Origin of the sequence: Enterococcus sp. AZ062 (assembly GCF_051715065.1) — a bacterium.
Lineage (GTDB): Bacteria > Bacillota > Bacilli > Lactobacillales > Enterococcaceae > Enterococcus_B > Enterococcus_B mundtii.
This window is the reverse complement of the sequence record NZ_JBIOTB010000001.1, coordinates 1,866,943-1,893,166: the sequence shown is the minus strand read 5'-3', so window position 1 is coordinate 1,893,166 and position 26,224 is coordinate 1,866,943. Positions and strand designations below refer to the sequence as shown.

Below are 26,224 nucleotides of genomic sequence, written 5' to 3'. Positions count from 1 at the left end.
AAACTGAATAATGAATTAAATAACTAGTGAAGAGTATCAGGAGTTTTAGATAAAAATAGGGCGAACTAGCTTATAGTAAGCGTTGAACTCTCTATGAATCAATTAAAAAATCTCATACATGGAGGTAAATATGAAACAACATAAAAGGTGGCTTATCTATTGGACATTTTTGTTGTTCACTCAACTATTATTTTTGAATCAATTAGTTTACGCTGAAACTAATTTAGTAGATGGAAAAACTGAATCAAGTATTGTACAAAGCGGACAGAGGGACCCTAATTTTTTGGGAAGTGATCGCAATTCAGTAAATGATAATGGAGAAGAGACTCTATCAGAATCTAATCAAGTGGCTAGAGCATATGGTGGAAGTGGGACAGAAACCAATCCTTATACAGTAGCTTCCCGAGACGATTTGATTGCTGCGTTAAATGCGATAAATACCGATGCTGGTAGCGGACCTTATCATATTAAATACACTGCTAATATTCTTTTTTACGCTTCAGGTGTCCATGATATTCATAAAGATATCATCATTGACGGGCAAGGGTTTTACATGCATTCTTCCAGTACCAACCAAGGATCTTATCTCTTTCGAGTGCAAGTCCCAAACGTAAATGTAACCATCAAAAATCTTAATTTTGGTAAAAAGGGCTATGTAATTCCTGGAGGGTCAGAGATAAGTTTGCTTCCTACATCTGGAATATTGACTTCTGCTAATGTGTCCATTCCGTTTCATTTAAGTGTAGAAAATATTACGATTTATACAAATTATGGTGGTCGTCGATTTTTTACTAACAACCAAGAATCTACAATTACTTTTTACGGAGAAAATATAATCACTATTACTGGTTCTTTTCTTCCAATCTATAGTTCGATGATCGACATGTGGCATGTGACATTTGCAGAAAATTCTAAAACGTATCTGATTTCTGACGATAGACTTCTTAATTCAGCGATATTTAGTACTCAATTAGCAACCGGTCAAAGTTCGGCTGATCAAAGATTACAAATTCAACTAGAAGATCGTTCGGAAGTAATCATTAATGCCAATATTCCTCAGTTAGGCATTACACCTGTGGGATATGATCTATTTATAGGAGAAGGCAGTAAGCTAAGTTATGAAAGTGATGGGTTAATGGAATTTGGGCTTGCCAAGCAGTCTTCAACCACAGTGTCGGAGATAAATGTTGCTAAAGATGCACAGTTGACTTTCAGCACTTACTCCACGTTTAATCCCCTTCTAACGCCTAGTTCTAAAGTCTTGTTTAATGTGAATGAGCCTGAATTGATCAGGTTCAAAAAAAGAAGTACGTCAGTAACTAGTTCAATTAGTAGTGGAATAGAAAAAATTCAAATCAACCGTTTAGATGGGCAATCTGGAGAAATCGGTGGCTATCAATTCAATGCGCAGGATCGGTATAATCAACCGATTTCGAAAGATATTGCGACAGAACAACTTGTTGATTTGTATACGCTTGGTATAACGAATGAAGTGATTTACCAAAAAAAATTCGATATTCCAACAGTTGAGACTAGTCCAGAGGTTGATTTAGATGTGAGTGAACTGACCACGACAATTGAGACGGTGACACCAAGCAACCGCCCGTTGACGAATCATCAATTTATACTGAGTAAAGAACCGCTTTGGTCAGGGATGTCCATCAACACAGAGGCGGCTCAATCGCAGATTACTAGTACTACCCCTGCAACTAGTGGTGTAGTAGCAATTGAAACTTCAGAGACTGAAAGAACTTGGAAACAAGAAAAATTACGCGCTGGCACCTACTATGTCTATGTGAAAGTAACAGGAATCATGCAAGAAGATCCAGAACTTCAGAAATACTTAAGTCAAAGTTTGTGGAAGGAATTCGTAGTTGATGTGCCTAAGAGTGTGCTGAGTGTGGAAGTACCTTTGGAGAAATTCTTTACTGTCCGTGAAGCAGGAGAATTTGATGAACTGGCCGCCGCCCAACCAATCATCAGCCATAGTAATTTTCCAATCGGTTTTTCAGTGACTGAAGTAATTGACCATTCAATTGAAGAAACGCCAGTGACTTTAGTGAATAATGTAGTGCAAGACGCCCATAAACATTTACGTCTTCATTTAGCAGCGACAAATGGGCAACATTCTGGGCCATTGATTCTTGGTGAAAATCAATCAGATTCAATTGAAGTATTGCCTTTTCTTGAGAATCCCTTAAAACTATACCTTAAAGGAGAATATTCTGGTCCCATGACGGATAAACATGATGTGAGATACCGGTTCATCTACAAACTAAGCGCTCAAAGTTGAACTTAGTAAATAGATGTTGCCATGTACGGAAGAAGCGGTGAACGCATCTTGTTATTAATTTGAAAACTAAATAAGGGATGTTTTAGGAGAGGGATCTTCAAACGAAAGCCAGAAAATCTAAAAATGGGCATATTTTAGATTTTCTGGCTTTTTTAGGATGACAAAGTAGAACAATAGACCAGACTGCTTTTTTGACCTTTTTCTGACATGATACAAGGGTTCTTTATTCATTTATGAATGGTCAAAATGGACGCCTTTTGAAATTCTTCAAAATTTTGTAAAACCGATGGTTAGACGTATATTAAAGTAGAATATTTCTTTTTTATTCTAGGTTCTTCACAAGATATAAACAAGCTTTCACAAGAAGATTCCCTTTATTGAACCGCATGATAATGCTATAATTAGAAGGATTGATAATAGAAAGGATGTTGTGAATGTCATCCAAAGAAAACTTATTAAAGGGAATGAACCCTCGTCAAAAAGAAGCGGTTCTACATACGGATGGCCCGCTTTTATTGATGGCTGGCGCCGGTAGTGGGAAAACCCGCGTTTTGACGCATCGAATCGCTTATTTGATTGAAGAAAAAGAAGTGAATCCGTGGAATATCTTGGCGATCACCTTTACCAATAAAGCGGCGAAAGAAATGAAAGAACGGGTCAATGCTATTTTAGAAACAGGCGGCGAAGATGTTTGGGTATCTACCTTTCACTCCATGTGTGTCCGTATTTTAAGACGTGATGTGGATTATATCGGGTATAACCGAAACTTTACGATTATTGATTCTTCCGAACAATTATCGTTGATGAAACGAATTTTGAAGGAACTGAATATCGACCCTAAAAAGTACGACCCAAGAAGCCTTTTAGGTTCGATCTCGCAAGCAAAAAATAGCTTATTGTCACCAGAGGCTTTTGCCAAAATGCAAGGCAGTTACTATGAAGAAATTGCTGCGAAATGCTATGCAGCATACCAGAAGGAACTCCAATACAACCAATGTATGGATTTTGATGATCTGATCATGAATACGATCCGTTTATTTGATGAGCATCCAGATTCATTGACGTATTACCAAAACAAATTCCATTACATCCATGTAGATGAATATCAAGATACGAACCATGCACAATATACGTTGGTCAATCTATTAGCCGGACGTTTCAGAAATCTTTGCGTAGTAGGAGATGCAGATCAAAGTATTTACGGTTGGCGTGGAGCAGATATGCAAAACATTTTGGACTTTGAAAAAGATTATCCAGATGCTGCGGTGATCTTGTTAGAACAAAATTATCGCTCAACAAAAACAATCTTGAATGCAGCGAATCAAGTCATTGAAAACAACAGCAATCGCAAACCCAAAAATCTATGGACTGAAAATCAAGATGGGAATAAAATCACCTACTATCGAGCAGACAATGAACGTGACGAAACACGTTTTATTGTAGAAAGAATGCAAGAAGAGATCCAGATGAATCGTCGGAATTATGGAGATTTTGCCATTCTTTACCGAACAAATGCCCAATCGCGTGTCATGGAAGAAACCTTACTGAAAGCCAATATTCCGTACAAAATGGTTGGAGGTCATAAATTCTATGATCGAAAAGAAATCAAAGATGTTTTGGCGTATCTTAATGTGATGGCTAATCCTCAAGATTCATTGAGTTTTGAGCGGATCGTCAACTCACCAAAACGTGGCATTGGACCAGGATCGGTGGAAAAACTCCGTAGCTTTGCCACGATGCACGAATGGCCATTGCTAGAGGCTGCAAGAAATGTTGAATTAGCGAACATCGGTGGAAAAGCCGGAACACAATTAGGCTCTTTTGGCGAGATGATGCACCAATTGACTGAAATGATCCCTTATTTGACCGTCACAGAGTTAACCAAAGAAGTGTTAGAGCGTAGCGGCTATTTAGATGATCTAAAAATCCAAAATACCTTAGAATCACAAGCACGTATCGAAAACTTGGAAGAGTTTTTGACCGTGACACAAGAATTTGATAAACAATTTGAAAAAGAAGGATTAGATAATGCAGAATCACCAGAAGACAAATTGACCGTATTCTTGAATGATTTAGCGCTTGTTTCAGATCTGGATAATTTAGAAGAAGAAACGAAACAAGTAACATTGATGACATTACATGCGGCTAAAGGATTAGAATTTCCAGTGGTATTCTTGATTGGTTTAGAGGAAGGGGTTTTTCCGCTTTCACGTGCCTTGATGGAAGAAAGTGAATTGGAAGAAGAACGTCGATTGGCTTATGTGGGGATCACCAGAGCCGAAGAAGCATTGTTTTTAACAAATGCCTTTTCGCGAACGTTGTATGGACGCACGCAGTACAATCGCCCATCACGTTTCTTAGAAGAAATTGATCAAGAATTATTAGACATCCATGGCATGCGTCCAACACCGAATGCGTCTCAACCGTCACCTTTTCGTACGAATAACGCGACACCTAAGTACCAACAACCAACAAAAGCAGGTGTTTCAGCAAAAGTCGCTACAGGTGGCGAAACAGGTGGTTGGAAACCAGGAGATAAAGTCAAACATAAAAAATGGGGACCAGGGACAGTGGTTAGAGTAAGTGGTGACGCAAAAGATCTTGAACTTGATATTGCTTTTCCAAGTCAAGGAGTCAAGCGTGTATTAGCCGCTTTTGCACCAATCGAAAAAGTTTAGTTCAATAGGGGGAGAAAAAGATGGAACACGAAATGACGATCGATGAAGCAACAAAAAAAGCAGAAGAACTCAGAGTGCAGTTAGATCGTTGGTCTCGTGAGTATTATGTGTTGGACCAGCCAACAGTAGAAGATTATATCTACGACAAAACCTATGCCGAATTAGTGGCGATCGAAGAACAATATCCAGACCTGATCACCGCAGATTCACCGACACAACGAGTAGGTGGAAAGATTCTTTCAGCATTTGAAAAAGTCACACATGACATTCCATTATATAGTTTGAACGATGTCTTCAATAAAGAAGAACTATTAGCATTTGATCAACGCGTTAAAAAAGCAATCGGCCATCCAGTCGATTATTGCTGTGAATTGAAAATCGATGGTTTATCGGTATCCTTGCGTTATGAGAATGGCGAGTTTGTTCGGGGAGCAACTCGTGGGGATGGTTCTGTCGGCGAAAATATCACGGAAAATCTGAAAACTGTACGCTCTGTTCCAATCAAATTAAAAGAACCAATGAGTATTGAAGTGCGTGGCGAATGCTTTATGCCAAAACGTTCATTTGTAAAATTGAACCAAAAAAATGAAGAAGAAGGTAAACCAGTCTTTGCCAATCCCCGCAATGCTGCAGCAGGTTCCTTGCGCCAGTTAGATTCCAAGATCACAGCAAAAAGAAATCTTGATACGTTCTTATATACCGTAGCCGATTTTGGACCAATGCAAGCCACTACGCAATACGAAGCGTTAGAAGAATTAGACAAGATCGGTTTCCATACGAACCATGAAAAACGGCTTTGTCACTCAATCGAAGAAGTTTGGGCGTTCATTGAGGAATACCATGAAAAACGAAAAGACTTACCTTATGAGATCGATGGGATCGTTATTAAAGTCAATGACTTTTCAATCCAAGACCAATTAGGTTTTACGGTCAAAGCCCCACGTTGGGCAACAGCCTATAAATTTCCACCTGAAGAAGTAGAAACGGTCATCGAAGAAATCGAATGGACGGTCGGCAGAACGGGTGTAGTGACACCGACAGCGATCATGACACCAGTTCGTGTTGCTGGAACGACGGTCAGTCGCGCCAGTCTGCATAACGGGGATTATATCCAAATGAAAGATATCCGCTTGAACGATACTGTCCAAATCTATAAGGCAGGGGATATCATTCCAGAAGTCGCACAAGTCATTTTAGATAAACGTCCAAAAGACAGCGAGCCTTATAAAATGCCCGAACATTGCCCTGTCTGTCACAGTGAGTTGGTTCATTTAGATGAAGAAGTTGCCTTGCGTTGCATCAATCCGAAGTGTCCCGCACAAATGAAAGAAGGACTGAACCATTTCGTTTCCCGAAATGCGATGAACATCGATGGCTTAGGCCCAAGAGTCTTGGAACAGATGTACGATAAGAAACTAGTCGCTGATGTTGCCGATCTCTATAAACTAACAGAAGAAGAATTATTGACGTTAGACAAAATCAAAGAAAAATCAGCGAATAATATTTTAACAGCGATCGACAAGAGCAAAGATAACTCGGTAGAACGCTTGATCTTTGGTTTAGGTATCCGTCACGTTGGCGCAAAAGCAGCGAAAATCTTAGCAGAGCATTTTGGCGATTTAGAAACGTTGAGTCGCAGCGATTTTGAATCAATCATCCAATTAGATACGATCGGGGATATTATTGCAGATAGTGTAGTGACTTATTTTGACAACGAAGAAGTCCACGAGTTGATGGAAGAGTTAAAACAAGCAGGTGTCAACCTTGAATACAAAGGGATTCGTTCGACACAGCTGAAAGAAGTAGAATCGCCGTTCAAAAACAAGACGATCGTATTGACGGGCAAACTAACTCGATTCACAAGGGAAGAAGCCAAAGAAACGATTGAGAATCTTGGCGGGAAAGTCACTGGTAGCGTATCGAAAAAAACAGATATCGTTGTCGCTGGCGAAGATGCGGGTAGTAAATTAACGAAAGCCCAAGAGTTAGGGGTCGAGGTTTGGACGGAAGATCAAATGGCTGACGCGTTAGCAGAGAGTCATCCTGTCGAGGGAGCAGAATAATTTTTCAGATAAATTTCAAGAAAGAATTTCAGAATGCGAATTTCTTATGTTAAAATAAGAAGCAAAGTTTTCATTTAGGAAAGAAGGGGTACTATGGCGATTAGTGAAGAACAAGTAAAACATGTAGCGAAGTTAGCCAAATTGAAATTTGCCGATGAAGAGCGCGCAGGTTTTACTGACCAATTAGGAAAAATCATTGATATGGTAGAAATGCTGGAAGAAGTAGACACAGAAGGCGTACCATTTACATCAAACGTCGTTGAGACTGTCAACGTCATGCGACAAGACCGTGCACAACTAGGTTGGAGCAGAGATGAATTATTAAAAAATGTACCAGAAAAAGAAGATGGGTTCATCAAAGTACCAGCAATCATCGATAATGGGGAGGCTGGCGCATAATGACAGAATTATACAATCGTTCATTAGAAGAACTACACGACTTATTAGTGTCAAAAGAAATCACTGCACAAGACTTAGTGAGAGCTACATTTGATCGTATCAAGGATACAGAACCTGCGATTGATGCATTCATTACATTGAATGAAGAGAAAGCTTTAGCCCAAGCCAAAGCCTTAGATGAAAAAGGCATCGATGAGCATAATGTCCTTTCTGGTATCCCGATCGGTATCAAAGACAACATCGTGACAAAAGATCTTTTGACGACAGCAGCTTCAAAGATCCTTTATAATTTTGAACCGATCTACGATGCGACAGTCATGGAAAAAGTATACGAAGCAGACATGATCCCTGTTGGTAAATTGAACATGGATGAATTTGCAATGGGCGGAAGTACCGAAACTTCTTACTTCAAAAAAACAAAGAACGCTTGGGATCAAACAAAAGTACCTGGCGGATCATCTGGTGGTTCAGCCGCCGCAGTTGCCGCAGGACAAGTGCCAGTTTCTCTAGGTAGTGACACTGGTGGAAGTATCCGCCAACCAGCCGCTTTCAATGGGATCGTAGGAATGAAACCAACTTATGGTCGTGTTTCCCGTTTCGGTTTGATTGCATTTGCTTCATCTTTAGACCAAATCGGTCCAATGACCCGGACAGTCAAAGATAACGCATTAGCATTGACCGCAATCAGTGGCTACGACGAAAAAGACGGTACTTCATCTGGTGTATCTGTGCCTAACTTTGCAGATGGCTTGTCTGGTGATATTAAAGGAATGAAGATTGCTTTACCTAAAGAATATTTAGGTGAAGGTGTCGATGAAGGCGTGAAAGAAGCAATTCTTAAAGCAGCTGAAACATTCCGTTCATTAGGTGCAACAGTTGAAGAAGTTAGCTTACCTCATTCAAAATATGGCGTGGCTGTCTACTATATCATTGCTTCATCTGAAGCAAGTTCGAACTTGCAACGTTTTGACGGTATTCGTTATGGATATCGTTCAGAAGATGTCAAGAACTTGGATGACGTTTATGTCAATTCACGTTCTGAAGGTTTCGGAGAAGAAGTAAAACGCCGGATCATGTTAGGAACGTTCTCATTGAGTGCAGGTTACTATGACGCGCATTTCAAAAAAGCAGGACAAGTCCGTACATTGATCAAGCGTGACTTTGAAAAAGTTTTCGCGGATTATGATTTGATCATCGGCCCTTCTTCACCAACAGTTGCGTTCGGTCTTGGTGAAAATATCAACGACCCGATCACGATGTATATGAGTGATATCTTGACGATCCCAGTGAACTTGGCAGGACTACCAGGCATGTCAGTACCTGCAGGCTTATCGGAAGGATTACCAGTTGGTTTACAGATCATCGGTAATTATTTCGAAGAGAAAACCATGTATCAAGCAGCTTATGCGTTTGAGCAAGCGACTGAGTTCCATCGTCAACAACCAGCTATTTTAGGAGGGAAAGCCGAATGAATTTTGAAACAGTCATTGGACTTGAAGTCCATGTGGAATTAAAAACCAACTCAAAAATCTTCTCTCCAGCTCCTGCGCATTTTGGTGCTGAACCAAACAGCAACACCAATGTGATCGACTGGGGATACCCTGGAGTTTTACCAGTAATGAATAAAGCCGCGCTGGAATTTGGGATGCGTGCAGCGTTAGCATTGAATTGCGAAATTTCGAAAGATACTCATTTTGACCGCAAAAACTATTTCTATCCTGACAATCCCAAAGCTTACCAAATCTCACAATTCGATCAACCAATCGGTCATGATGGCTGGATTGAGATCGAAGTAGAAGGTAAAAAGAAAAAAATCCGCATTGAACGTGTGCATTTAGAAGAAGATGCAGGGAAAAACATGCACGGCATCGGTGGGTACTCTTATGTCGATCTAAACAGACAAGGAACACCATTGATCGAGATCGTTTCAGAAGCAGACATGCGTTCTCCAGAAGAAGCCTATGCTTATTTAGAAGCTTTGCGTTCTGTAATCCAATTTACTGAAGTCAGTGACGTGAAATTAGAAGAAGGTTCAATGCGTTGTGATGCGAACATTTCTTTACGCCCCTATGGACAAGAAGAATTTGGGACAAAAGCAGAATTGAAAAACTTGAACTCCCTTTCTTTTGTCAAAAAAGGTTTAGCATTTGAAGAAAAACGCCAAGCAAAAGTATTGTTATCTGGTGGAGAGATCCAACAAGAAACTCGTCGCTTTGATGAAACGACGAATAAGACGATCTTGATGCGTGTCAAAGAAGGGTCAAGTGACTATCGTTACTTCCCAGAACCTGATATCCCAAGATTCGTGATCGATGACGAATGGATCCAACGAGTGAAAGCAAGCTTACCAGAAATGCCTGCCTCTCGTCGTGAACGTTATATTCGTGAACTGGGTCTACCAGAGTATGATGCAAAAGTATTGACACTATCAAAAGAAATGTCTGATTTCTTTGAAGCAACATTGGAAAATGGGGCAGATGCCAAACAAGCATCCAACTGGTTGATGGGTGAAGTATCAGCTTACTTAAACAGTGAAAAGTTAGAATTAGCTGAAACAAAATTAACACCTGAAAACTTAGCAGGTATGATTCTTTTGATCGCAGATGGTACGATCAGTTCTAAAATTGCGAAAAAAGTCTTTCGTGAGTTGATCATGAATGGCGGAGATGCACAAAGTGTTGTCGAAGCAAACGGTTGGGTCCAATTATCTGACCCAGCGAAGTTATTACCGATCATCAATGAAATCTTAGATAACAATCAACAATCTGTTGATGATTTCAAAAACGGAAAAGACCGTGCAGTCGGTTTCTTAGTTGGACAAATCATGAAAGCTACAAAAGGACAAGCAAACCCAGGTGTGGTCAACAAATTGCTAAATGAAGAATTAGCGAAACGATAGAGGGATGCTATGAAAAAAGCGCGTGTGATCTATAATCCGGTCTCAGGTAAAGAATTGTTAAAACGTAATCTTGCCGACATCCTCCAAGCTCTGGAGGAGTCGGGCTATGAAGCAAGTGCTTATGCCACGACTCCGGAAGAGGACTCGGCAAAAAATGAAGCACGACGAGTCGCTGAGTTAGGTTTTGATCTTGTCGTTGCAGCTGGTGGCGATGGGACGATCAATGAAGTCGTCAATGGTATCGCCTCACTGGAAGTTAGACCTAAAATGGCGATCATTCCAGCGGGAACGACCAATGACTATGCTCGCGCCTTGAAGATTCCTCGAGATAATATCAAGGCAGCAGCAGAAGTCATCAAAAAGAATCAAACAGTCAAAATGGATATCGGTCAATCCGATAATAGCTATTTCATCAATATTGCAGCTGGTGGCTACTTGACAGAATTGACCTACGAAGTTCCTTCCGAATTGAAAAGTATTTTTGGCTATCTTGCATATTTGGCAAAAGGAGCAGAAATGTTACCACGTGTCAAACCGATCAAGATGCACTTGAAGTATGACGAAGGAGAATATAATGGCAATGCTTCGATGTTCTTTTTAGGGTTGACGAATTCCGTTGGTGGATTTGAACAAATTGCGCCTGATGCAAAGCTAGATGATGGAAAATTTTCTTTGATCATTGTCAAAACGGCGAATATTTTTGAGATCCTACACATTGCGGCACTCATGCTCAATGGAGGAAAGCATGTAGATGATCCAAGGGTCATTTATACAAAAACAAGTTCCCTTTATGTTGAAACCGAAGATAATGCGAATCGTCCTGTCATGATCAATTTAGATGGCGAATATGGAGGTAATGCTCCGATGCATTTCCAAAATCTTCATCAACATATCGAGTTTTATGCAAACACAGATCAAATTCCAGATGAGGCAATCACTGGTTTTGAGGAAGAAGAACTAGAAGAAGTTAGCAAAGAATTCGTCAAAGAAGTAGAACGTTTGACGGATGAAGACATCGATGGCGATGGCAAAATTGCTGATAAGGATCAGAACTGAGCAGGATTGGACGACTATTAGAAGGAAAAAGCAATGATCATAGGATTACTTGCTTTTTCCAATAGACTGAAGAAAAAAAGGGCTGGGAATGAATGGATATCCCAGCTCTTTCCTTTGTTGAACGGACAAAATTAGAAACCATTCAAAAGAATAGGAGTAATGAAATGACACAAACAATTAAGAAAAATGAACGGTATACTGTTGATATCATCGATTTAAGTTACGAGGGGTTAGGTGTTGCGAAAATTGATGGCTATCCATTATTTATTGAAAATGCTTTGCCAGGTGAACAAGTGGAGATCCTTGTCGTAAAAGCAGGCAATAAATTTGGCTACGGTAAGGTCGAAAACTGGTTGACGACGTCACCAGACCGTCAAGAAATCACTAGTAATGTTCTGTTGCGTACAGGAATCGCTCCTTTAGCCCATTTAAGTTATGATCAACAATTAGTATTCAAACAAAAACAAGTCGAACACGTTTTAGCTAAAATCGCTAAAATGCCTGAAGTCACAGTACAACCAACGATCGGGATGGAAGAACCTACAGGATATCGCAATAAAGCACAGATTCCTGTTCGTCGCGTCGAAGGCGAATTAGTGACTGGTTTTTACAAGAAAAACAGTCATGACTTAGTGGAAATAGAAGATTTCTTCATCCAAGACCCACAAATCGATCAAGCCATCATTAAGGTAAGAGACATCTTGCAACGTTTCCAAGTACGTGGCTACAATGAAGAAAAAAATGAAGGACAAATTCGTCATATCATTGTTCGTAGAGGTCATTACACCCATCAAATGATGGTCGTTCTAGTCACTCGAAAAGAAAAATTCTTCAAAGCGAAAGAAATCGCTGAAGCCATCCATGAAGCTTTACCGAAAGTGGTGTCAGTGATCCAAAATATCAACGAAGAAAAAACGAATGTCATTTTAGGAGAAAAAGAAAAAGTTCTTTTTGGTCAATCATATATCGAAGATCAGTTACTTGGTAAGACCTATCGTATTTCTTCTAAATCCTTTTATCAGGTCAATACATTACAAACCGAAGTACTGTATCAAAAAGCGATTGAATTTGCTGAATTGAAAAATGACGATGTCGTGATTGATGCCTATTCAGGAATTGGAACGATTGGTTTATCTATAGCAGACCAAGTAGCAAGCGTTTATGGAATGGAAATCGTACCAGCAGCAATTGAAGATGCACAGTTTAACGCATTGACAAATAAAATCGAAAATGCGCATTATGAAGTTGGAAAAGCCGAAACAGTCATGAAAAAATGGCAAGAAAAAGGGATCAAACCAACTGTTTTAGTTGTCGATCCTCCAAGAAAAGGCTTGGATGCACGCTTTATTGATTCAGCGATCGAGATGGCTCCTGAACGAATCGTTTATATCTCATGCAATCCTGCAACGTTTGCCAGAGATGTGAAGTTGTTTGCAGAAGATGGTTATAAATTGGAAAAAGTCCAACCAGTTGATTTATTCCCACAAACACATCATGTGGAATGTGTCGGATTATTACGTAAAGGTTAATTGATTTAAATAGATGAGCGCAAGGCATTATATCCTATAAACTCATTTTAGAAGACGTTTCTGTCAAAAGAAACGTCTTTTTTAGGTGAGTGATAATATTAGTTATCAAGGAGAGCTCTTCTAAAAATGGTATCGCACTCAAAATAGAAAAAGAAAACTTAGTTGTCACCTGAAATTAGCAACGTACATAAAATTTTCAAATTCACAAAGGACTATAAACTAGACCATCACATTAAGGATGGAGGAGAGCAACTAGAAAGTCTTTATACCAATAGATTGTTGATTTTAAAACTATCAAAAGATTTTTAAATGTTTTGGGGTCTAATCCTGAATGTACTCGATAGGTCAAAAATTTTGTAAAATAGACGATTGATACTATCCAAATTAGACTTCTTAAAAAACTTTGTGTATAAAATTTACAATCTTTAGTGGTTTTATAGATTAAAAGTATCAGCATTTTGTTGATGTTTTTTTCTGACATCACTCTTGTTAATGGTTGGAGCCATAATCACTAGCAACATTTTTGGAAGATGGATAGATTACAAGTAAATCCCTATAAAATTACCTTAATCCAAGCATTTTTTTTGCGAAAGTCTCCATTTCTTGAGCATAATCATTAAAATCCAATAGTCTAAACATATCGATAAATGAATCAATCGTGTTGAAATTTTTGACAGTAGGATCATACTTACATTTTAAGATCTCAGTAAAAATATTATATAAAATACGTTCTCTTACATAATTGATCGTGTTGAAACTTTTGAGTTCGGCTAAATAGAAGTTCATATTTTCAAGCTCGTCTCTTTCAAATTTCAACATGATAACGTTGATTATAAAGAAGCTATATAATTTGTAAAATTTAAAACTCCCTCGCACATTCCGATATTTTTTTCGAAGAATTTTTACTTTTGAAAAAATATAAGCATCATTAAAAAGGGAGAGACAGTTGGAGAATAAATTTAATTCGAATGCCCCCCATACTTCTACATCATTTAAATAGTTCTTTATAACCATAACTTCATTCTCTGTGATAATAAATTTTTCAGCCCTGATTTTTCGATATAATAATAATTTGTATTGGATGAATAAGTAATAATAATAGAAATCATTACTTTTCATGTATAGCTGATATGTATGGTTTATTTTTTCTTCTAAGTCAGTCCAGTTATACGTATAATAGGCTTTTTCTAATACTTTATTCGCTTTTTCCTTATTTGAAGCTACTGTTTGATTTGGCCATTCTTCATTAAAATGTAGTAAAAAGTAATCTTCAACAGAAATATTTAATCTGTCCAAGTACGATTGGAACAAATTCAAAGAAATATTAGTTCCAGTATTTTCGAAAGAAGAAAGAGTTGTTCGGCTACAAATCCCTTCGCTTAGAGTTCTCTGACTTATATTTCTTTCTTTGCGTAATCTTTTTATTATTTCATGATGTTTCATTGGTAACCACCTCTCTTGACGGAAATCTGTACATTCTGGAAACATTATATCATATTCTAGATATAATATTTCTAGCGATAGATATAGTATCGAATAATACATAGAAGAGCGGGGGTTGATATAAATAAAAAAGAACAATAGTTAAAACAAAGAGAGAAAAACAAAATTTATATTTTTAAGTTTCAAAAAAAAATGATGACGAATTAAAATATTGGAGGCGATTCTATGGATTCTATTTACTTTGACAACGCATCTACATCATTTCCTAAAAGTAAAAAAGTATTGGAAAGTATTTCAGATTTTATAAAAAATACTGACGGTAGTTACAATCGTTCAGAATCAACTGAAGAAAGTGATTATATCTTTGAAACTAGGAGAAAACTAGCAGAGCTTATAGGAGTAAAGTATCCAACCCATATTATATTTACAAGTAATGCAACAGAAGCTCTGAATACCATTATTTTTGGATTCGTAAATAAAAACGCAAATATAGTTTCTACTGTCACAGAACATAATTCAGTAATACGTCCGTTAACCTATTTACAAAAGATTAGAAATATAACAGTTGATTGGGTTGAATGTGATCGCTATGGTTTAATCAATGTAGATGAACTAATTGATTTTATCGATGAAAAAACAGATCTTGTTATAGTGAACCATGGTTCAAATGTAACTGGTCAAGTACAACCAATCGCCGAGATTTGTAAACGTGTCAAACAAAAAGGAGATATTCCTATTTTGATTGACATGTCTCAGACCATAGGGCATATAGAAATTGATAATAATAACCTTGAAGCAGATTTTATCGTTTTTACTGGTCATAAAGCTTTGAAAGCGTTATCTGGTATTGGTGGGTTTTATATTAACCCCAAGCATACTAGTATTTCTCCTTTGAAAGTTGGTGGCACCGGTGTTTTATCAGAACTTCTTAGTCAGCCAAGGACTCTCCCATATTATTTTGAATCAGGAACATTGAACTATCCAAGAATTTTTTCTTTGTATTGTAGTTTATCAGAAATGTCTATAGAGACTTTAAAAAATAAAAAAGAATACATATATACTCTGACGGATTATTTAATAAATAAATTAACTGATATGCATAATATTGATATTTATAGCAATGCCAATGTATTAGGTATCGTTTCTTTTAATATTAAAGGAATGATTGCTGCACGAGTTTCTAGCTTACTTCAAAAAGAAAATATTAAGACACGCTCAGGTTTACTATGCGCACCCTTTTTACACCATCATATCCATGACAATGTATATGGTTGTGTGAGGATTAGTTTATCTGAATCAAATACAAAGGAAGAGGCAGACAAACTAATAGATATCTTGGGAGGGATTTGTAACAAGGTGGGAGAATATCAAAATATTAAGCTTCCAAGGGTTTATGAATTGCCCATTCCAGAAAGGAAGTATTTCAATGAAAAATAAAACGATTGATTTTTGTACATTTTGTTCTCAGGAAAAAGATAAAATTTATATCAAAACTGAAAATTTTACAGTCTGGTTAGCTATTGGTCAAATCGTTGAAGGTTATTCACTAATTATGCCTAATGATCATTATCATTGTATTGGTGCTCTACCAGATATTTTAAAAAAAGAATATCTTCAATTAAAACAAAAAGTACGAAATTTATTAACTAAGTATTATGGGGCGTGTATTTTTTATGAACATGGACGTGTAGGTTATTGTAATGTACAACCTGGAGAGCAATTATGCTACCATGGACACTTGCATGCGGTACCTGTTGCGATTGACTTACTAGAAAGTTTTAAAGCGGATGGATTATTTCCTATCGAGTTAGAAGATGATCGTGAATTTTTCAAGGCGTATATGGAATATGGACATTATTTATATTATGAAGATGTAACTTCAAGGAAGTTTCTTGTACCAATTACGCAACCTTTACAAAGACAGTATTTAAGGTTTATAACTGCAATAAAAATTGGAAGACCAGAATTAGCAAACTGGCAAGAATTTCCTGAGTGGAATAAATTTTACTCAGCGAAGAAAAAGTTAATTATAGGTGAAAATAATGAATAAACTAATTAGAACCAAATTAAGAGAAAAAATACTTGAAACTAATCCAAATGCTAAATTTATTGATTTAACGTCTATTGAAGTAGAAAGTGAACTTAAAAAAAAGCTATTAGAGGAAGTACAAGAATTTATTGAGGCTAAAAGTGTGTATGAAAAAAATGAAGAGATGGCAGATATTCTAGAAGTAATCGATGCATTTTATAGTTTTGACTTATTAAAGAAAGAACATGTATTGCACGCTAAAACTAAAAAGTACGAAGAACGAGGTGGGTTTAATGAAGGAATATATTGGAAACAGTAATATCCATTCCTTTGTAACTGTAGCAATGAACAAACCGAAAGAATTGAATAGATTATTGGAATATATCGAGAAGCTTATTCGCCCTGATCTTTACCAATTTGAATGGATTATTGTAACAAATGACTCAATTTCAACTAGTTCTATTCCAAATGTATCAATTTATGAACATGCACAAGGAAATATTTCTCAATTAAGAAATTATGGGGCTGATTTTGCAAAAGGAGAATTTATAACTTTTCTAGACGTGGATATGATATTTAAGCAAGATTTTTTTGAAGAAATTATTCTTAAATTGAAAAAAGTTACAAATAAAACTGTGCTTTTACATTATATATATGGGTTTAATGTAGAAGATACTCTACCTAATCGATCTATTTTTGAAAAAATATCTCCGATGAATGTTGGGCAGTTTTTAAAAACATATGAGGATGTCTGGAGTGATTATAGAAAAGATGTTTTTCAACTGTATAAAGATGATCTCTCAATGTTGAGAGCTCCATGGGTATATGGATGGAGTGGTGCTTTCACATGTAATAACTCCGAATTTATGAAAGTGAAAGGATTTGATGAATCGTTTAATGGTTGGGGAGCAGAAGATACGGATTTGTCTTATCGATTATTTCTAAATAATAACACTTTTATAATTTCTGAAAAATCTCCGGTTATTCATTTTCCGCATCCAAGTAAGTCAAAAGACATTTCTAAGGAGTATTTTAATAATAGGTGCAAACTTTTTATGAAGAATCCAGCAATAGAAAGTGAATTATATAAATACATTACTGGGATAAATTTGAATAACGTTCTCAATAAATTAGAAGTAACTGTTATTTGTTCGATGTCACCAGTTTATGCTCACCATGACTTGAGTGCTATCAAGTCAAAAATGAAAAGCAATAATTTATTCATAGGGACTGACTCACTTGGCATATTAAAACAGTTATTGCCCCAAGAAATACTAGTATGGTCCGATAGGTTTGAGCAAGTTGTGAATAAACACCTTTCGACAATCAAGACGACTAAATATTTTGGTGTTTCTACAAATTACAAGGATAACTATTTTGATTGCGTATTTCTTTTTGACGCAGGAATTTCTATATTTCCAACTTTGAAAAAAAGAATTTTTATGGAAGCATATAGAATTGGAACTGAAGTGTATCTTGTTAAAGATCCTTTGTTTTATCCATTGGAAGAATTTAAATTAGAAATGACTGAATTTCAAAATAACGAAATAATAAATATTGAAATTTGAGGAGGCCTTTGGATGGGCTTAGCATTATGTTTAATGATGAAAAACGAAGAAGAATATTTAGATGATTTTTTTCGAAACTGCTTTGCTGATGCTATTTATGTACTTGATACGGGATCAACTGATCAATCAATTCAAATTGCGCAAAAATATACAACTAATATTTATAGTAAGCCTTTTAATAATGATTTTTCAGCTATGAGAAATTATTTGCTAGAGAAGGTAGAAGAAGATTGGATATTATTCTTGGATGCAGATGAGTTACTATTGGAATCGGATTGGTACAAAATTAGACATTTTATAAAAAGTAATAGTGATGATAGCAATACTGGTGGCTATAGATTTTTAAGGTATAACTTTTTTGGAACAGGTGGGTGGTACTCTGACTCAATGGTAAAATTGTTTCGGAATCATTGTGGATTTAAATATTATAAAAAAGCCACCGAAAAAATAGAACCATCAATTAAATGTAAAGGGTTTAGTGTTGCCGATATTCCTATTACACTCAATCATTTAGGCCACCTAAGACCCTTCAAAGAACGACAAATGAAAAATGAAAAGTATATTCAAATAATGAACGAGCAAATTTTGAATAACCCAAAAGAGACACTAGCGAAATCTTATTTGGCAATCATACAAAGAAATGCAGGAAAACTAAAATTAGCAAAGAAGAATGCACAAGAAGCAGCAGAAGCTAATCCAGATAGTGAAATTGCTCAACTCTTTTTAGGATATATTTTTAGAAGTGAAAATGACATTCAACGATCAAAAAAACAATTTCAAAAAGTACTAATCATTAATCCTAAGAATACTAGGGCTCTAAATTCATTAGGAATAACAGAACTCTGTTGTGGGAATTATGAAACTGCTAGGGAATTTTTCGGGAAAGCATTTGAAATTTCACCTCTGTGTATACACATATATATAAATATAGGGCTAACCTACTTTTTTTCCGAGAACTATTTTCAAGCACTCTCATTTTTTAAGCGTGTGCTTGAGATCAATCCATATTTTGGTATCGCTACGACTCAAGGGATATTAGAAATGGACTTTTACAAGTCCCATTATTATGAAACAATTCCCAATTATTGGGGAGTGAGAACGTATATTACAATTTGTGAAAAGGAGTTAGGGAATGATGGATTCTATTTTTTTTATAAGTGACATCGATGGAACAATCTATAGAGAGAAAAAAGTAACAGAAGAGGAATTGTTCTTTTTAAGTTCTGTATCTAAAAGGCATCCAATTGTTTTGGCTACAGGAAGAAATTACGCAATGTTCCATCGTTTTATACAAGAATATAACTTTGAATATGAATATTGTATACTTAATAATGGTGCTTTAGTAATGGATAAACACGGTTCCATACTTTTAAGTTTAATTATGAAAACTAGTATGATATTACCGATAATTCAAAAAATGTTAGTAAAAAAAGAGACCATTATCAATATTACATTTAGTCATCTTCAACAGAATATTTTTTTAGAAGGAATCCATAGTAATAATTTTTTGAAAAGAACATCCAATACCCCTTTAATAACAAACTCTGTTACTTTAGAAGTCAATGGTTATAAAGAATTAAGCAGTGAAATAGATATTTTCACAAAAGCTATAGAGCGGACAGGCTTTCAGGTGAATAAAAATAAAAAATACATTGATATTTCACCACTTGGGAGTGGAAAGGCTAGTTCCGTTATTTGTTTAGGAAATTTAGTCGAAGCTGATGTCAGCAACTCAATCATTGTTGGAGATGAATTAAATGATAAAGAGATGCTTATGCTTACTGAAAAATCATATTGCATGGTTAATGGAAATAGTGAGTTATTTACTGTAGCAAATAATATTATTAGTTCACTCACAGAAATCTCCTTAAAAAAGGAAGAACAAAATGAATAAAGTATATAGTACGATTGAAAATAATTTACTTTTAAAAATATTGCGAAATAGTTTTATTTCATTGATGCCAATTACGATTATCAGTTCATTTTTTATTCTGATAGTGAATTTTCCTATCCCAACTTTTACTAAATTTATGGAAAAAAATTTCAATGTATTATGGATGACTGCCCTTCCTTCAATTCCCAATGCTTTTAATAATCTGATAGGTTTGTTTATTTTAATATCGATTGCCTATAATTATTGTAAAATAAAAAAGAAAGATTATATACTGTACATCACATCAACAATATTCGCTTATTTTATTTTTTTGCCGCTTGAATCCCCAGATCAATTGATCGATTCACTTGGATCACAAGGTATATTCTTTTCGATGCTTTGTGCTCTTATGACATGCGGTATATTAACTGTAAGTTTTAAAAAGAAAAAAAAGATAAATCTACATTCTTCTGTTCCAAGAGAAGTAGCAGAAAGCTTTGAATATTTGTTACCTTTCCTTACGACCACGGTAGTATTATTTTTTATAAAATTAGTCTTAGTAACTTTAAAAATAGACAATCCATCTAGTATGATCAATGGATTAATCCAAGTACCGATCACGAATTTAGGTAGTACTCTTCCAGCAGTTATCATAATTAATCTAGGAATTACATTGTTATGGTTTTTTGGGTTTAATGGGAGTTATCTATTCAATTCAATAATGAATCCGATTTATTTTTCATTAAATATGGAAAATCTTTTGAGTATAACCAAAGGAGAAGTTCCTAAAAATATTATTACTGGAACGTTCCAATCTTTATTTATTAATTTTGGAGGAAGCGGAAGTACCTTTGCATTAATTCTAGCAATACTATTCTTCTCAAAGAATAGTGACAAAAAAAGTATAGCAAAAGTATCATTTATCCCAGGTTTATTTAACATAAACGAGCCAATAATTTATGGCCTTCCGATTTTACTAAACTTTAGAGTATTTTTCCCATTTATTCTTTGTCCAGTAGTCAACACAGTCATAGCTTATTTTTCTATGAGTGTAGGAATTGTAGCGAAAACAAATGGCATCCAAATTCCATGGACGACACCACCTATTATTTCTGGATTCTTAGCCTCTGGAGTTTCTGGAGCCTTTCTGCAAATGGCTTTGATTGCATTGAACATCATGATATATGCACCGTTCGTAAGGACTAAAAATAAAGGAACTTTGATTGGGTAGGCACGACAGATTTGCTGTACTCTCATTCGTTCTAAACTAAGCCTGTTTTAAAATTTCCAATTCTCTTTATTTCATGTTTGATCATAGTCTTACTGAACATCGGCGCTACTCTAGATGAAAGTGCAGTGATTTTTGGTGGTTGTATTTTTATCGTTTGCGCCGAGTGATTTTACCGTTGATCCCTGGGAATTCTGCCATTGGTGCTTTACTTGTGTTTGTCAAAGCAGTTTAAGCGTATCGCACATTGCAACGATCGGCCAAAGCATTGGCTTCTCTATTTGTTACGGCGATTCACCATCATGTAACGATTGCACCAATCAACGTCAACACAGCAGCAAGTTAGTGATCTTCATCTGCTTTTTGGATTAGGTTTTTATAATGAGAAAAGCTATGTGATCTTAACCTGTGATGAACATACAAACATCGTACGTTTTTATGATGAAAAGCATAAAGAAATCAATAAGTATGAATTTTTTAAGTAAAAATGTGGTACAATAGCGAAGTGTTTATCACAGTAGCGAAAAAGTGAATAGAGTAAAAGAGGGAAACAGATGAATTCAAAAGAGAAAATGCTTGAAATAATCAAAAAGAAACAAGGTGGCGGTCGAGTTGAAAAGATGGCTACGCCAAAGAATGATCGTAGTAACATGAGAAAAGGACCTAAAATCTATAATAAATAATGAACGACTGGTATATATCAGCTGAATTATTTGTTGTTATAAACTAACACTAGTGAGTAATCACTGGTGTTTTTTTGTCTAAAAACGAAGAAATAGGTCTTTAGTAAAATAAACCTCCAAACAAATATAAAGAATTATTGGGAAAAAAATCAGAAAAAAACCTGTTTGATAAAAATACATAAGCTATTTTTATTTTTATAAAATCACATTAAAGAGAACGTTGGAAAACGATAGTTATTGTTATTTTATATCGTGTTGGTTTTTAGAATATAATAACGATTAAATGAAAAATACATTAAATAGCTTTTTTAATAATGTTTTTATGCATATTTTTTATGATTTTTTATAAAAAATTCATTTTGGAGAAAAAAGTGTATTTAGAAAATGGTTATTTAATGTTAAGGTATTTAGGAAGATAGCTACGAGTAAATATAACGGAATCCTTTTTTGTTTTACGATTGGGTCTCTCTTTTTTCAATAAATTATTTGATTATAATGAATTAGGAGGAGAAAAAATGGAAGAATATTTCTCAATAACTCCTGAATAATTAAATGAGAAATCAGGCTGTATAAAAAGCCAAGTTGAAGAAAGGCTCTTAAAAAATAAATCGAATGAACTAGATACACAATCTGCTGGAAACGACAAAAGAAATTATTTTAAAAAATTGTATGACTTTATTTAATTTTTTAAATGTCATGTTGTTCATTACAGTTATATCGATCGGATCTTTTAGAAATAGTTTTTTAAGGTCTCGATTTTAGTCAATAAATCTATGGGGATTTACCAAGAAATCAAAGTAAAAAGGACGATAAAAAGACTTAGTGTTTTAAAGCAAGATCATGTGCCTGTTTTGCGAGAAGGGAAAAAGCAACGATAAAAAATTGAAAAGTCCAACTGTTTCGATTCTTATGAAAAAGAGGGCTTAGCAATATTAGAAATCCTTCCTAATATCAGAATGTTTGATGAGCAAGGCGCTGAACGGAGATTGAATTTACCGTTGTTTGAGAAAAACATAGTTTGCATCCTGGAGTATACGTAAAAGCGGAGGCAAGTAACGTGGTGATCGTAGATCCAAAAGATGTACCTCCAGAAGTGAAAAGGAACTTGCTGAATGATTAAAAAATGAAAGGTGGTGATGCGTATGGAGTGATGGAGACCTTTATCGGTAGATCCAATTAAACCTTTAGTAAAGGGGCAAGAAAAATTGAGAAAAATATGTCTATTGATCAGTAGTGCATTGATGGTTCTGTTTGTTGGTTACCACGAGGTAAATGAGCAAAATTTGCCTGTTTTAACTGATAAAAGCGCTGATTTTTCAGGGATCATTGATGCCGCAGACCTGCCTTCTTTAAAGTATTGGAGGGATGAAGTCATTCAAGGTAAGGGAATGAGAGATCTTGAACTCAAATTGAAGTTACAAGATATCAAGAAAATCAAGGATTGTACTTTCATGAGACAAATGACAGAAAGTGATGTGATCATCAATGTAGATGGAGATAGATGGTTGCATGATACGATCAGCAATAGTCGTAAAGTTTATGTCTATTTGACGAAAGAACAGAGATTTGTAGGAAGTGGCCGGATCAAAGAGTTACCAATCGAATCCATTCAAGCGATACGATTCGGACATAAAAAAAATTCAGATTAAAAGGAACGGTGAAAAAAATGGGAAATTCAATTCAAAAATTAGCAGGAATCTCTGCAATGCTATTTAGTGTAGTTTTACTCGTGGGAAGATTATTTCAAGTCATCAGTGATGGACAAACGAATAGTACGATATCGATTCTCTTGAATGGTATGAATTTCATTGTACTATTTATGGTGATTTATGCTTGGCACAAAATAAAACAACAAAAAAAATCAGCGACACCACATTTTATCACGCTCATTGGTTTAGGTATTGCTCAATCTGTGATCATCATTAATCAAGTCAATATCGTAACAAATTATGCTGGGATCTTCTTACTATTAGTTGGTGGTTTTTTAGTATACAGTAGTGGTATTGTTTATTTAGTGAAACGATGAAAAAGAACAGAATATCAAAAAAACAATGCAACAACTAAGTAATTGATCTGGCGGAAAAATACGAGAGTTGTCGCATTGCTAATTATTAAGTATAGATAGATAACAAACATGAGTCAAGAATGTTCATTGAAACAACTCATTCATTCTTGACTCATGGTATGTTCAAAGGATGAAATCGACAGATGAAAAATAGGGGCGGATATTATGAAATCACTATTCCTGATGCCATTTAATTTGAGAAAAGAATTACTTGATGGAGAATCGTTTAATTATGCCAGCAAAAATGATCGATTACATAATCTTTTAGATAGTTCGCCCTCAAAAAAACTTGATCATCAGGTTCGTCAACAAGCAAAAAAAGCTTGGATCAGCGTAAGTATCACAAAATACTTCAATCGGCACCCAAATGTTTCGCCAATGATTCTTGGATTGTTACTCTTTTTGGCGTTGCATTTTTTGTTCTTTTTTATCATAGACAAAGAAAAAGAACAATGAACAAAAAAGTGAGATGAAAGGAGAGAACCTTCTATGCAGACGAGAACAGATAAACAGATCGATGTCTTTGTTTTAGTGCTTGTGGTTACCATTTTAAGCGTTTATCTTATACGGAACCACAGGGATGATTTATTTCAAGTGTTTCGCTGTCTTAAACTATTTTGAAAGAATGTCGCACTACGTTTTTGTTCGATTCTTTTCCTTCCTTGGTTGGAATTTATGGTCTAACAGCTCCATTTGTGAATAGTCACAAGTCTTAGACCTAGGGAGAAATTTTAGACGTTTCTCCCTAAGTCTACAGCAAAAATCGAATAGCCCCTTGAAACTATCAATGACTTGAAGCACGTTCAATCAAATGTAGTTTTAAGTCTGTCCACTCCTCATGTGTCGGGATTTGGGCAATTTGAATCACTTCACAGGCCATTTTCTCCGCAAGATCATAGTTACTGATGATGAGACAAGCTCCTAACTCGTCGATCTTTGTTTGTGTAATCGGTTGATCGAAAAGAAAAAGAGGGTGATACGTTTCAGGTAGCCATTTTTGGATCATAGCCATTAAAAAATTATCATAGCCAGCATCTCCATGAAAAGTAAAGACGATCATTTGCTTTTTCCTTCTTTGGATTTGCTGATAGGAGGATTGGATCATACTCAAAGATAGTGCAACTTCTTTTATGCAGGTCATTGGTATGATCTCTTGCCATTTTAGTTGCTGCAATCGGTCTTGCCAGGAGTGATAGAGTGCTTCAAAGTATGGATCGACTAAATGATCAATCGACAGCGGGTGATTCTCAAAACCATCAGTGATTTTATTAAGCAAGCGTAGATTAGCTAAGTAAGCACTCATTTGCTCAATACCTTCCTTTGTTGTACCGTCAATAAGCACTTCGTCGAGTAGAAATTGCTTGATCCATTTTTTGGCTGGTGCTTCTTCTTGATAATGGGTCGCTTTATGCGATATTGTCTCTTGATAGTTAGATGAGCTATAGGAAATACAGTGTAAAGCAATCAAATAAGCCCAAACTAGTTCATTTATAGACAGCTGTTGGATACCAAGAATCTCTCTCAGAAAAGGAGTGATTTTTTTTGAGAACCTTTTGAAGCTTTTTCTAGACTGGATCATACTCAATGTTTCTGAGGGGATTTCACCTTGTTTACGACGCAACCATCTTTCTTTTAAGATGGACAACCATAGCGTAGCACGAAAATTACTAATATGTAAATGAGACTGAAATACTTGCTCTAGTTCAGCGAACATGACTTTGTATGTCTCTTGAGAGGATAAATAAGTATGATCTGTAATGATCGTTCGTCGAAAACTCGTATAAAAGTAAAAAAAGAAAAAACGAATCTCGTTTTCTTTTCCAATAAGATCACCATTTTTGGGAGAGAGTTGGATTCGGTAGTTTTTTAGTTCATGGTTCATGTGTTGAATGATTTTGCGTAAAGCTGAACTAGATAAATGATATTCCAAGCGCATGGCTTCGAAGGATTGCTGATTTCCCCGAAGGCTACGGTCAATGATCTTATAAGTAATCGTTTCTCTAACAAGAGACAAAAGATATGTATCCAGTGTTTCCCCATTGGGTATTTTTAAACGGTAGCCAATCATTTTGATTGATTGCAATTGAATCGATGGTGGTAATTTGGTACGTAATGCCTGAATATCTGAACGTAGAGTGGGTGGTGTGCAGCCTATTTCTTGAACTAATTCAGTGATCGAAGTGATGTCATTTCGTTTTCTCAAATAAGTAAGAATCTTGATTTGACGATGTAATTGTTTATTTTCATGTAGTTTGAAAAAAGGTTCCATTAATTGCTCCTTTCGTTTGGTGAACGCTGATTCGATTGTTTTATTTTATCTCGCTTATTTTGCAAATACAAATCTATTTTTAAATATTTTTTTCGAAAAAAAAAAATAAAAAATTTTCTTTCACGGATTACGGTAAAATTTAGTTGGAT

21 protein-coding genes are annotated in these 26,224 nt (G+C 35.7%); 19 read left to right on the top strand and 2 right to left on the bottom strand.

The window, feature by feature from the left end; translation table 11 throughout:
* The first annotated feature begins 130 nt into the window (after positions 1–130).
* The 8 genes from IGJ00_RS09050 (at position 131) to rlmD (ending at position 12,917) form a co-directional block, all read left to right on the top strand.
* Entirely contained in the window at positions 131–2,293 is a 2,163-nt protein-coding gene (locus IGJ00_RS09050) for a hypothetical protein (protein ID WP_438844342.1), read from the top strand.
* A 434-nt stretch (positions 2,294–2,727) separates the two neighbouring features.
* Positions 2,728–4,971 (top strand): DNA helicase PcrA, encoded by a 2,244-nt coding sequence (gene pcrA, locus IGJ00_RS09045; RefSeq protein ID WP_071866272.1) that lies wholly within the window; start codon positions 2,728–2,730, stop codon positions 4,969–4,971.
* A gap of 20 nt (positions 4,972–4,991) precedes the next feature.
* Complete coding sequence (ligA, locus tag IGJ00_RS09040) at positions 4,992–7,034, top strand: NAD-dependent DNA ligase LigA (RefSeq protein ID WP_375148186.1); 2,043 nt, start codon at positions 4,992–4,994, stop codon at positions 7,032–7,034.
* Positions 7,035–7,127: 93 nt separating this feature from the next.
* Positions 7,128–7,433, top strand: a complete 306-nt coding sequence (gatC, locus tag IGJ00_RS09035) for an Asp-tRNA(Asn)/Glu-tRNA(Gln) amidotransferase subunit GatC (protein WP_010735262.1) — start codon at positions 7,128–7,130, stop codon at positions 7,431–7,433.
* The gene (gatA, locus tag IGJ00_RS09030; protein ID WP_071866274.1) at positions 7,433–8,905 is read left to right on the top strand and encodes an Asp-tRNA(Asn)/Glu-tRNA(Gln) amidotransferase subunit GatA; all 1,473 of its coding nucleotides are present in this window, start codon (positions 7,433–7,435) and stop codon (positions 8,903–8,905) included. Before gatC ends, gatA begins: the two co-directional genes overlap by 1 nt.
* Entirely contained in the window at positions 8,902–10,332 is a 1,431-nt protein-coding gene (gatB, locus tag IGJ00_RS09025) for an Asp-tRNA(Asn)/Glu-tRNA(Gln) amidotransferase subunit GatB (RefSeq protein WP_071866275.1), read from the top strand. The genes gatA and gatB overlap by 4 nt, the downstream gene beginning before the upstream one ends.
* Positions 10,333–10,341: 9 nt before the next feature.
* On the top strand, positions 10,342–11,388 hold the full coding sequence (locus IGJ00_RS09020) for a diacylglycerol kinase (protein WP_023519798.1): 1,047 nt from the start codon (positions 10,342–10,344) through the stop codon (positions 11,386–11,388).
* Positions 11,389–11,552: 164 nt separating this feature from the next.
* The gene (rlmD, locus tag IGJ00_RS09015; RefSeq protein ID WP_438844341.1) at positions 11,553–12,917 is read left to right on the top strand and encodes a 23S rRNA (uracil(1939)-C(5))-methyltransferase RlmD; all 1,365 of its coding nucleotides are present in this window, start codon (positions 11,553–11,555) and stop codon (positions 12,915–12,917) included.
* A gap of 561 nt (positions 12,918–13,478) precedes the next feature.
* Here the strand turns inward: rlmD and IGJ00_RS09010 are convergent.
* Positions 13,479–14,360: an Rgg/GadR/MutR family transcriptional regulator gene (locus tag IGJ00_RS09010; protein ID WP_071866277.1), complete on the bottom strand. Its 882-nt coding sequence runs from the start codon at positions 14,358–14,360 to the stop codon at positions 13,479–13,481.
* Positions 14,361–14,585: 225 nt separating this feature from the next.
* On the opposite strand from IGJ00_RS09010, the gene IGJ00_RS09005 reads away from it, so the two are divergent.
* The 11 genes from IGJ00_RS09005 (at position 14,586) to IGJ00_RS08955 (ending at position 24,262) form a co-directional block, all read left to right on the top strand.
* On the top strand, positions 14,586–15,797 hold the full coding sequence (locus IGJ00_RS09005; protein ID WP_071866278.1) for an aminotransferase class V-fold PLP-dependent enzyme: 1,212 nt from the start codon (positions 14,586–14,588) through the stop codon (positions 15,795–15,797).
* Positions 15,787–16,410 carry a hypothetical protein gene (locus IGJ00_RS09000; protein ID WP_071866279.1) on the top strand — a complete coding sequence of 208 codons (624 nt, stop codon included), beginning with the start codon at positions 15,787–15,789 and terminating at the stop codon, positions 16,408–16,410. Before IGJ00_RS09005 ends, IGJ00_RS09000 begins: the two co-directional genes overlap by 11 nt.
* Complete coding sequence (locus tag IGJ00_RS08995; protein ID WP_081355902.1) at positions 16,403–16,708, top strand: nucleoside triphosphate pyrophosphohydrolase; 306 nt, start codon at positions 16,403–16,405, stop codon at positions 16,706–16,708. Before IGJ00_RS09000 ends, IGJ00_RS08995 begins: the two co-directional genes overlap by 8 nt.
* Complete coding sequence (locus IGJ00_RS08990; protein WP_071866281.1) at positions 16,683–17,957, top strand: glycosyltransferase family 2 protein; 1,275 nt, start codon at positions 16,683–16,685, stop codon at positions 17,955–17,957. Before IGJ00_RS08995 ends, IGJ00_RS08990 begins: the two co-directional genes overlap by 26 nt.
* A gap of 12 nt (positions 17,958–17,969) precedes the next feature.
* The gene (locus IGJ00_RS08985; RefSeq protein ID WP_071866282.1) at positions 17,970–19,118 is read left to right on the top strand and encodes a glycosyltransferase; all 1,149 of its coding nucleotides are present in this window, start codon (positions 17,970–17,972) and stop codon (positions 19,116–19,118) included.
* The gene (locus IGJ00_RS08980) at positions 19,090–19,851 is read left to right on the top strand and encodes an HAD-IIB family hydrolase (protein ID WP_115357738.1); all 762 of its coding nucleotides are present in this window, start codon (positions 19,090–19,092) and stop codon (positions 19,849–19,851) included. Before IGJ00_RS08985 ends, IGJ00_RS08980 begins: the two co-directional genes overlap by 29 nt.
* Positions 19,844–21,061 (top strand): PTS sugar transporter subunit IIC, encoded by a 1,218-nt coding sequence (locus tag IGJ00_RS08975; RefSeq protein ID WP_161643081.1) that lies wholly within the window; start codon positions 19,844–19,846, stop codon positions 21,059–21,061. Before IGJ00_RS08980 ends, IGJ00_RS08975 begins: the two co-directional genes overlap by 8 nt.
* A 551-nt stretch (positions 21,062–21,612) precedes the next feature.
* Positions 21,613–21,741: a hypothetical protein gene (locus tag IGJ00_RS08970; RefSeq protein WP_010735268.1), complete on the top strand. Its 129-nt coding sequence runs from the start codon at positions 21,613–21,615 to the stop codon at positions 21,739–21,741.
* Positions 21,742–22,946: 1,205 nt separating this feature from the next.
* Positions 22,947–23,390, top strand: a complete 444-nt coding sequence (locus IGJ00_RS08965; RefSeq protein WP_161643083.1) for a hypothetical protein — start codon at positions 22,947–22,949, stop codon at positions 23,388–23,390.
* A 17-nt stretch (positions 23,391–23,407) separates the two neighbouring features.
* Positions 23,408–23,767 (top strand): hypothetical protein, encoded by a 360-nt coding sequence (locus tag IGJ00_RS08960; RefSeq protein WP_071866286.1) that lies wholly within the window; start codon positions 23,408–23,410, stop codon positions 23,765–23,767.
* A 204-nt stretch (positions 23,768–23,971) separates the two neighbouring features.
* The gene (locus IGJ00_RS08955) at positions 23,972–24,262 is read left to right on the top strand and encodes a DUF3114 domain-containing protein (protein WP_086334763.1); all 291 of its coding nucleotides are present in this window, start codon (positions 23,972–23,974) and stop codon (positions 24,260–24,262) included.
* A gap of 328 nt (positions 24,263–24,590) precedes the next feature.
* Here the strand turns inward: IGJ00_RS08955 and IGJ00_RS08950 are convergent, their stop codons facing one another.
* The gene (locus tag IGJ00_RS08950) at positions 24,591–26,075 is read right to left on the bottom strand and encodes a helix-turn-helix domain-containing protein (protein ID WP_142433386.1); all 1,485 of its coding nucleotides are present in this window, start codon (positions 26,073–26,075) and stop codon (positions 24,591–24,593) included.
* Positions 26,076–26,224 lie beyond the last annotated feature (149 nt).

Bases quoted from the DNA above. Each gene is read 5' to 3' on its own strand.
- IGJ00_RS09050 (WP_438844342.1), top strand. From the start codon at position 131: ATGAAACAACATAAAAGGTGGCTTATCTATTGGACATTTTTGTTGTTC.
- pcrA (WP_071866272.1), top strand. From the start codon at position 2,728: ATGTCATCCAAAGAAAACTTATTAAAGGGAATGAACCCTCGTCAAAAA.
- ligA (WP_375148186.1), top strand. From the start codon at position 4,992: ATGGAACACGAAATGACGATCGATGAAGCAACAAAAAAAGCAGAAGAA.
- gatC (WP_010735262.1), top strand. From the start codon at position 7,128: ATGGCGATTAGTGAAGAACAAGTAAAACATGTAGCGAAGTTAGCCAAA.
- gatA (WP_071866274.1), top strand. From the start codon at position 7,433: ATGACAGAATTATACAATCGTTCATTAGAAGAACTACACGACTTATTA.
- gatB (WP_071866275.1), top strand. From the start codon at position 8,902: ATGAATTTTGAAACAGTCATTGGACTTGAAGTCCATGTGGAATTAAAA.
- IGJ00_RS09020 (WP_023519798.1), top strand. From the start codon at position 10,342: ATGAAAAAAGCGCGTGTGATCTATAATCCGGTCTCAGGTAAAGAATTG.
- rlmD (WP_438844341.1), top strand. From the start codon at position 11,553: ATGACACAAACAATTAAGAAAAATGAACGGTATACTGTTGATATCATC.
- IGJ00_RS09010 (WP_071866277.1), bottom strand. From the start codon at position 14,360: ATGAAACATCATGAAATAATAAAAAGATTACGCAAAGAAAGAAATATA.
- IGJ00_RS09005 (WP_071866278.1), top strand. From the start codon at position 14,586: ATGGATTCTATTTACTTTGACAACGCATCTACATCATTTCCTAAAAGT.
- IGJ00_RS09000 (WP_071866279.1), top strand. From the start codon at position 15,787: ATGAAAAATAAAACGATTGATTTTTGTACATTTTGTTCTCAGGAAAAA.
- IGJ00_RS08995 (WP_081355902.1), top strand. From the start codon at position 16,403: ATGAATAAACTAATTAGAACCAAATTAAGAGAAAAAATACTTGAAACT.
- IGJ00_RS08990 (WP_071866281.1), top strand. From the start codon at position 16,683: ATGAAGGAATATATTGGAAACAGTAATATCCATTCCTTTGTAACTGTA.
- IGJ00_RS08985 (WP_071866282.1), top strand. From the start codon at position 17,970: ATGGGCTTAGCATTATGTTTAATGATGAAAAACGAAGAAGAATATTTA.
- IGJ00_RS08980 (WP_115357738.1), top strand. From the start codon at position 19,090: ATGATGGATTCTATTTTTTTTATAAGTGACATCGATGGAACAATCTAT.
- IGJ00_RS08975 (WP_161643081.1), top strand. From the start codon at position 19,844: ATGAATAAAGTATATAGTACGATTGAAAATAATTTACTTTTAAAAATA.
- IGJ00_RS08970 (WP_010735268.1), top strand. From the start codon at position 21,613: ATGAATTCAAAAGAGAAAATGCTTGAAATAATCAAAAAGAAACAAGGT.
- IGJ00_RS08960 (WP_071866286.1), top strand. From the start codon at position 23,408: ATGGGAAATTCAATTCAAAAATTAGCAGGAATCTCTGCAATGCTATTT.
- IGJ00_RS08955 (WP_086334763.1), top strand. From the start codon at position 23,972: ATGAAATCACTATTCCTGATGCCATTTAATTTGAGAAAAGAATTACTT.
- IGJ00_RS08950 (WP_142433386.1), bottom strand. From the start codon at position 26,075: ATGGAACCTTTTTTCAAACTACATGAAAATAAACAATTACATCGTCAA.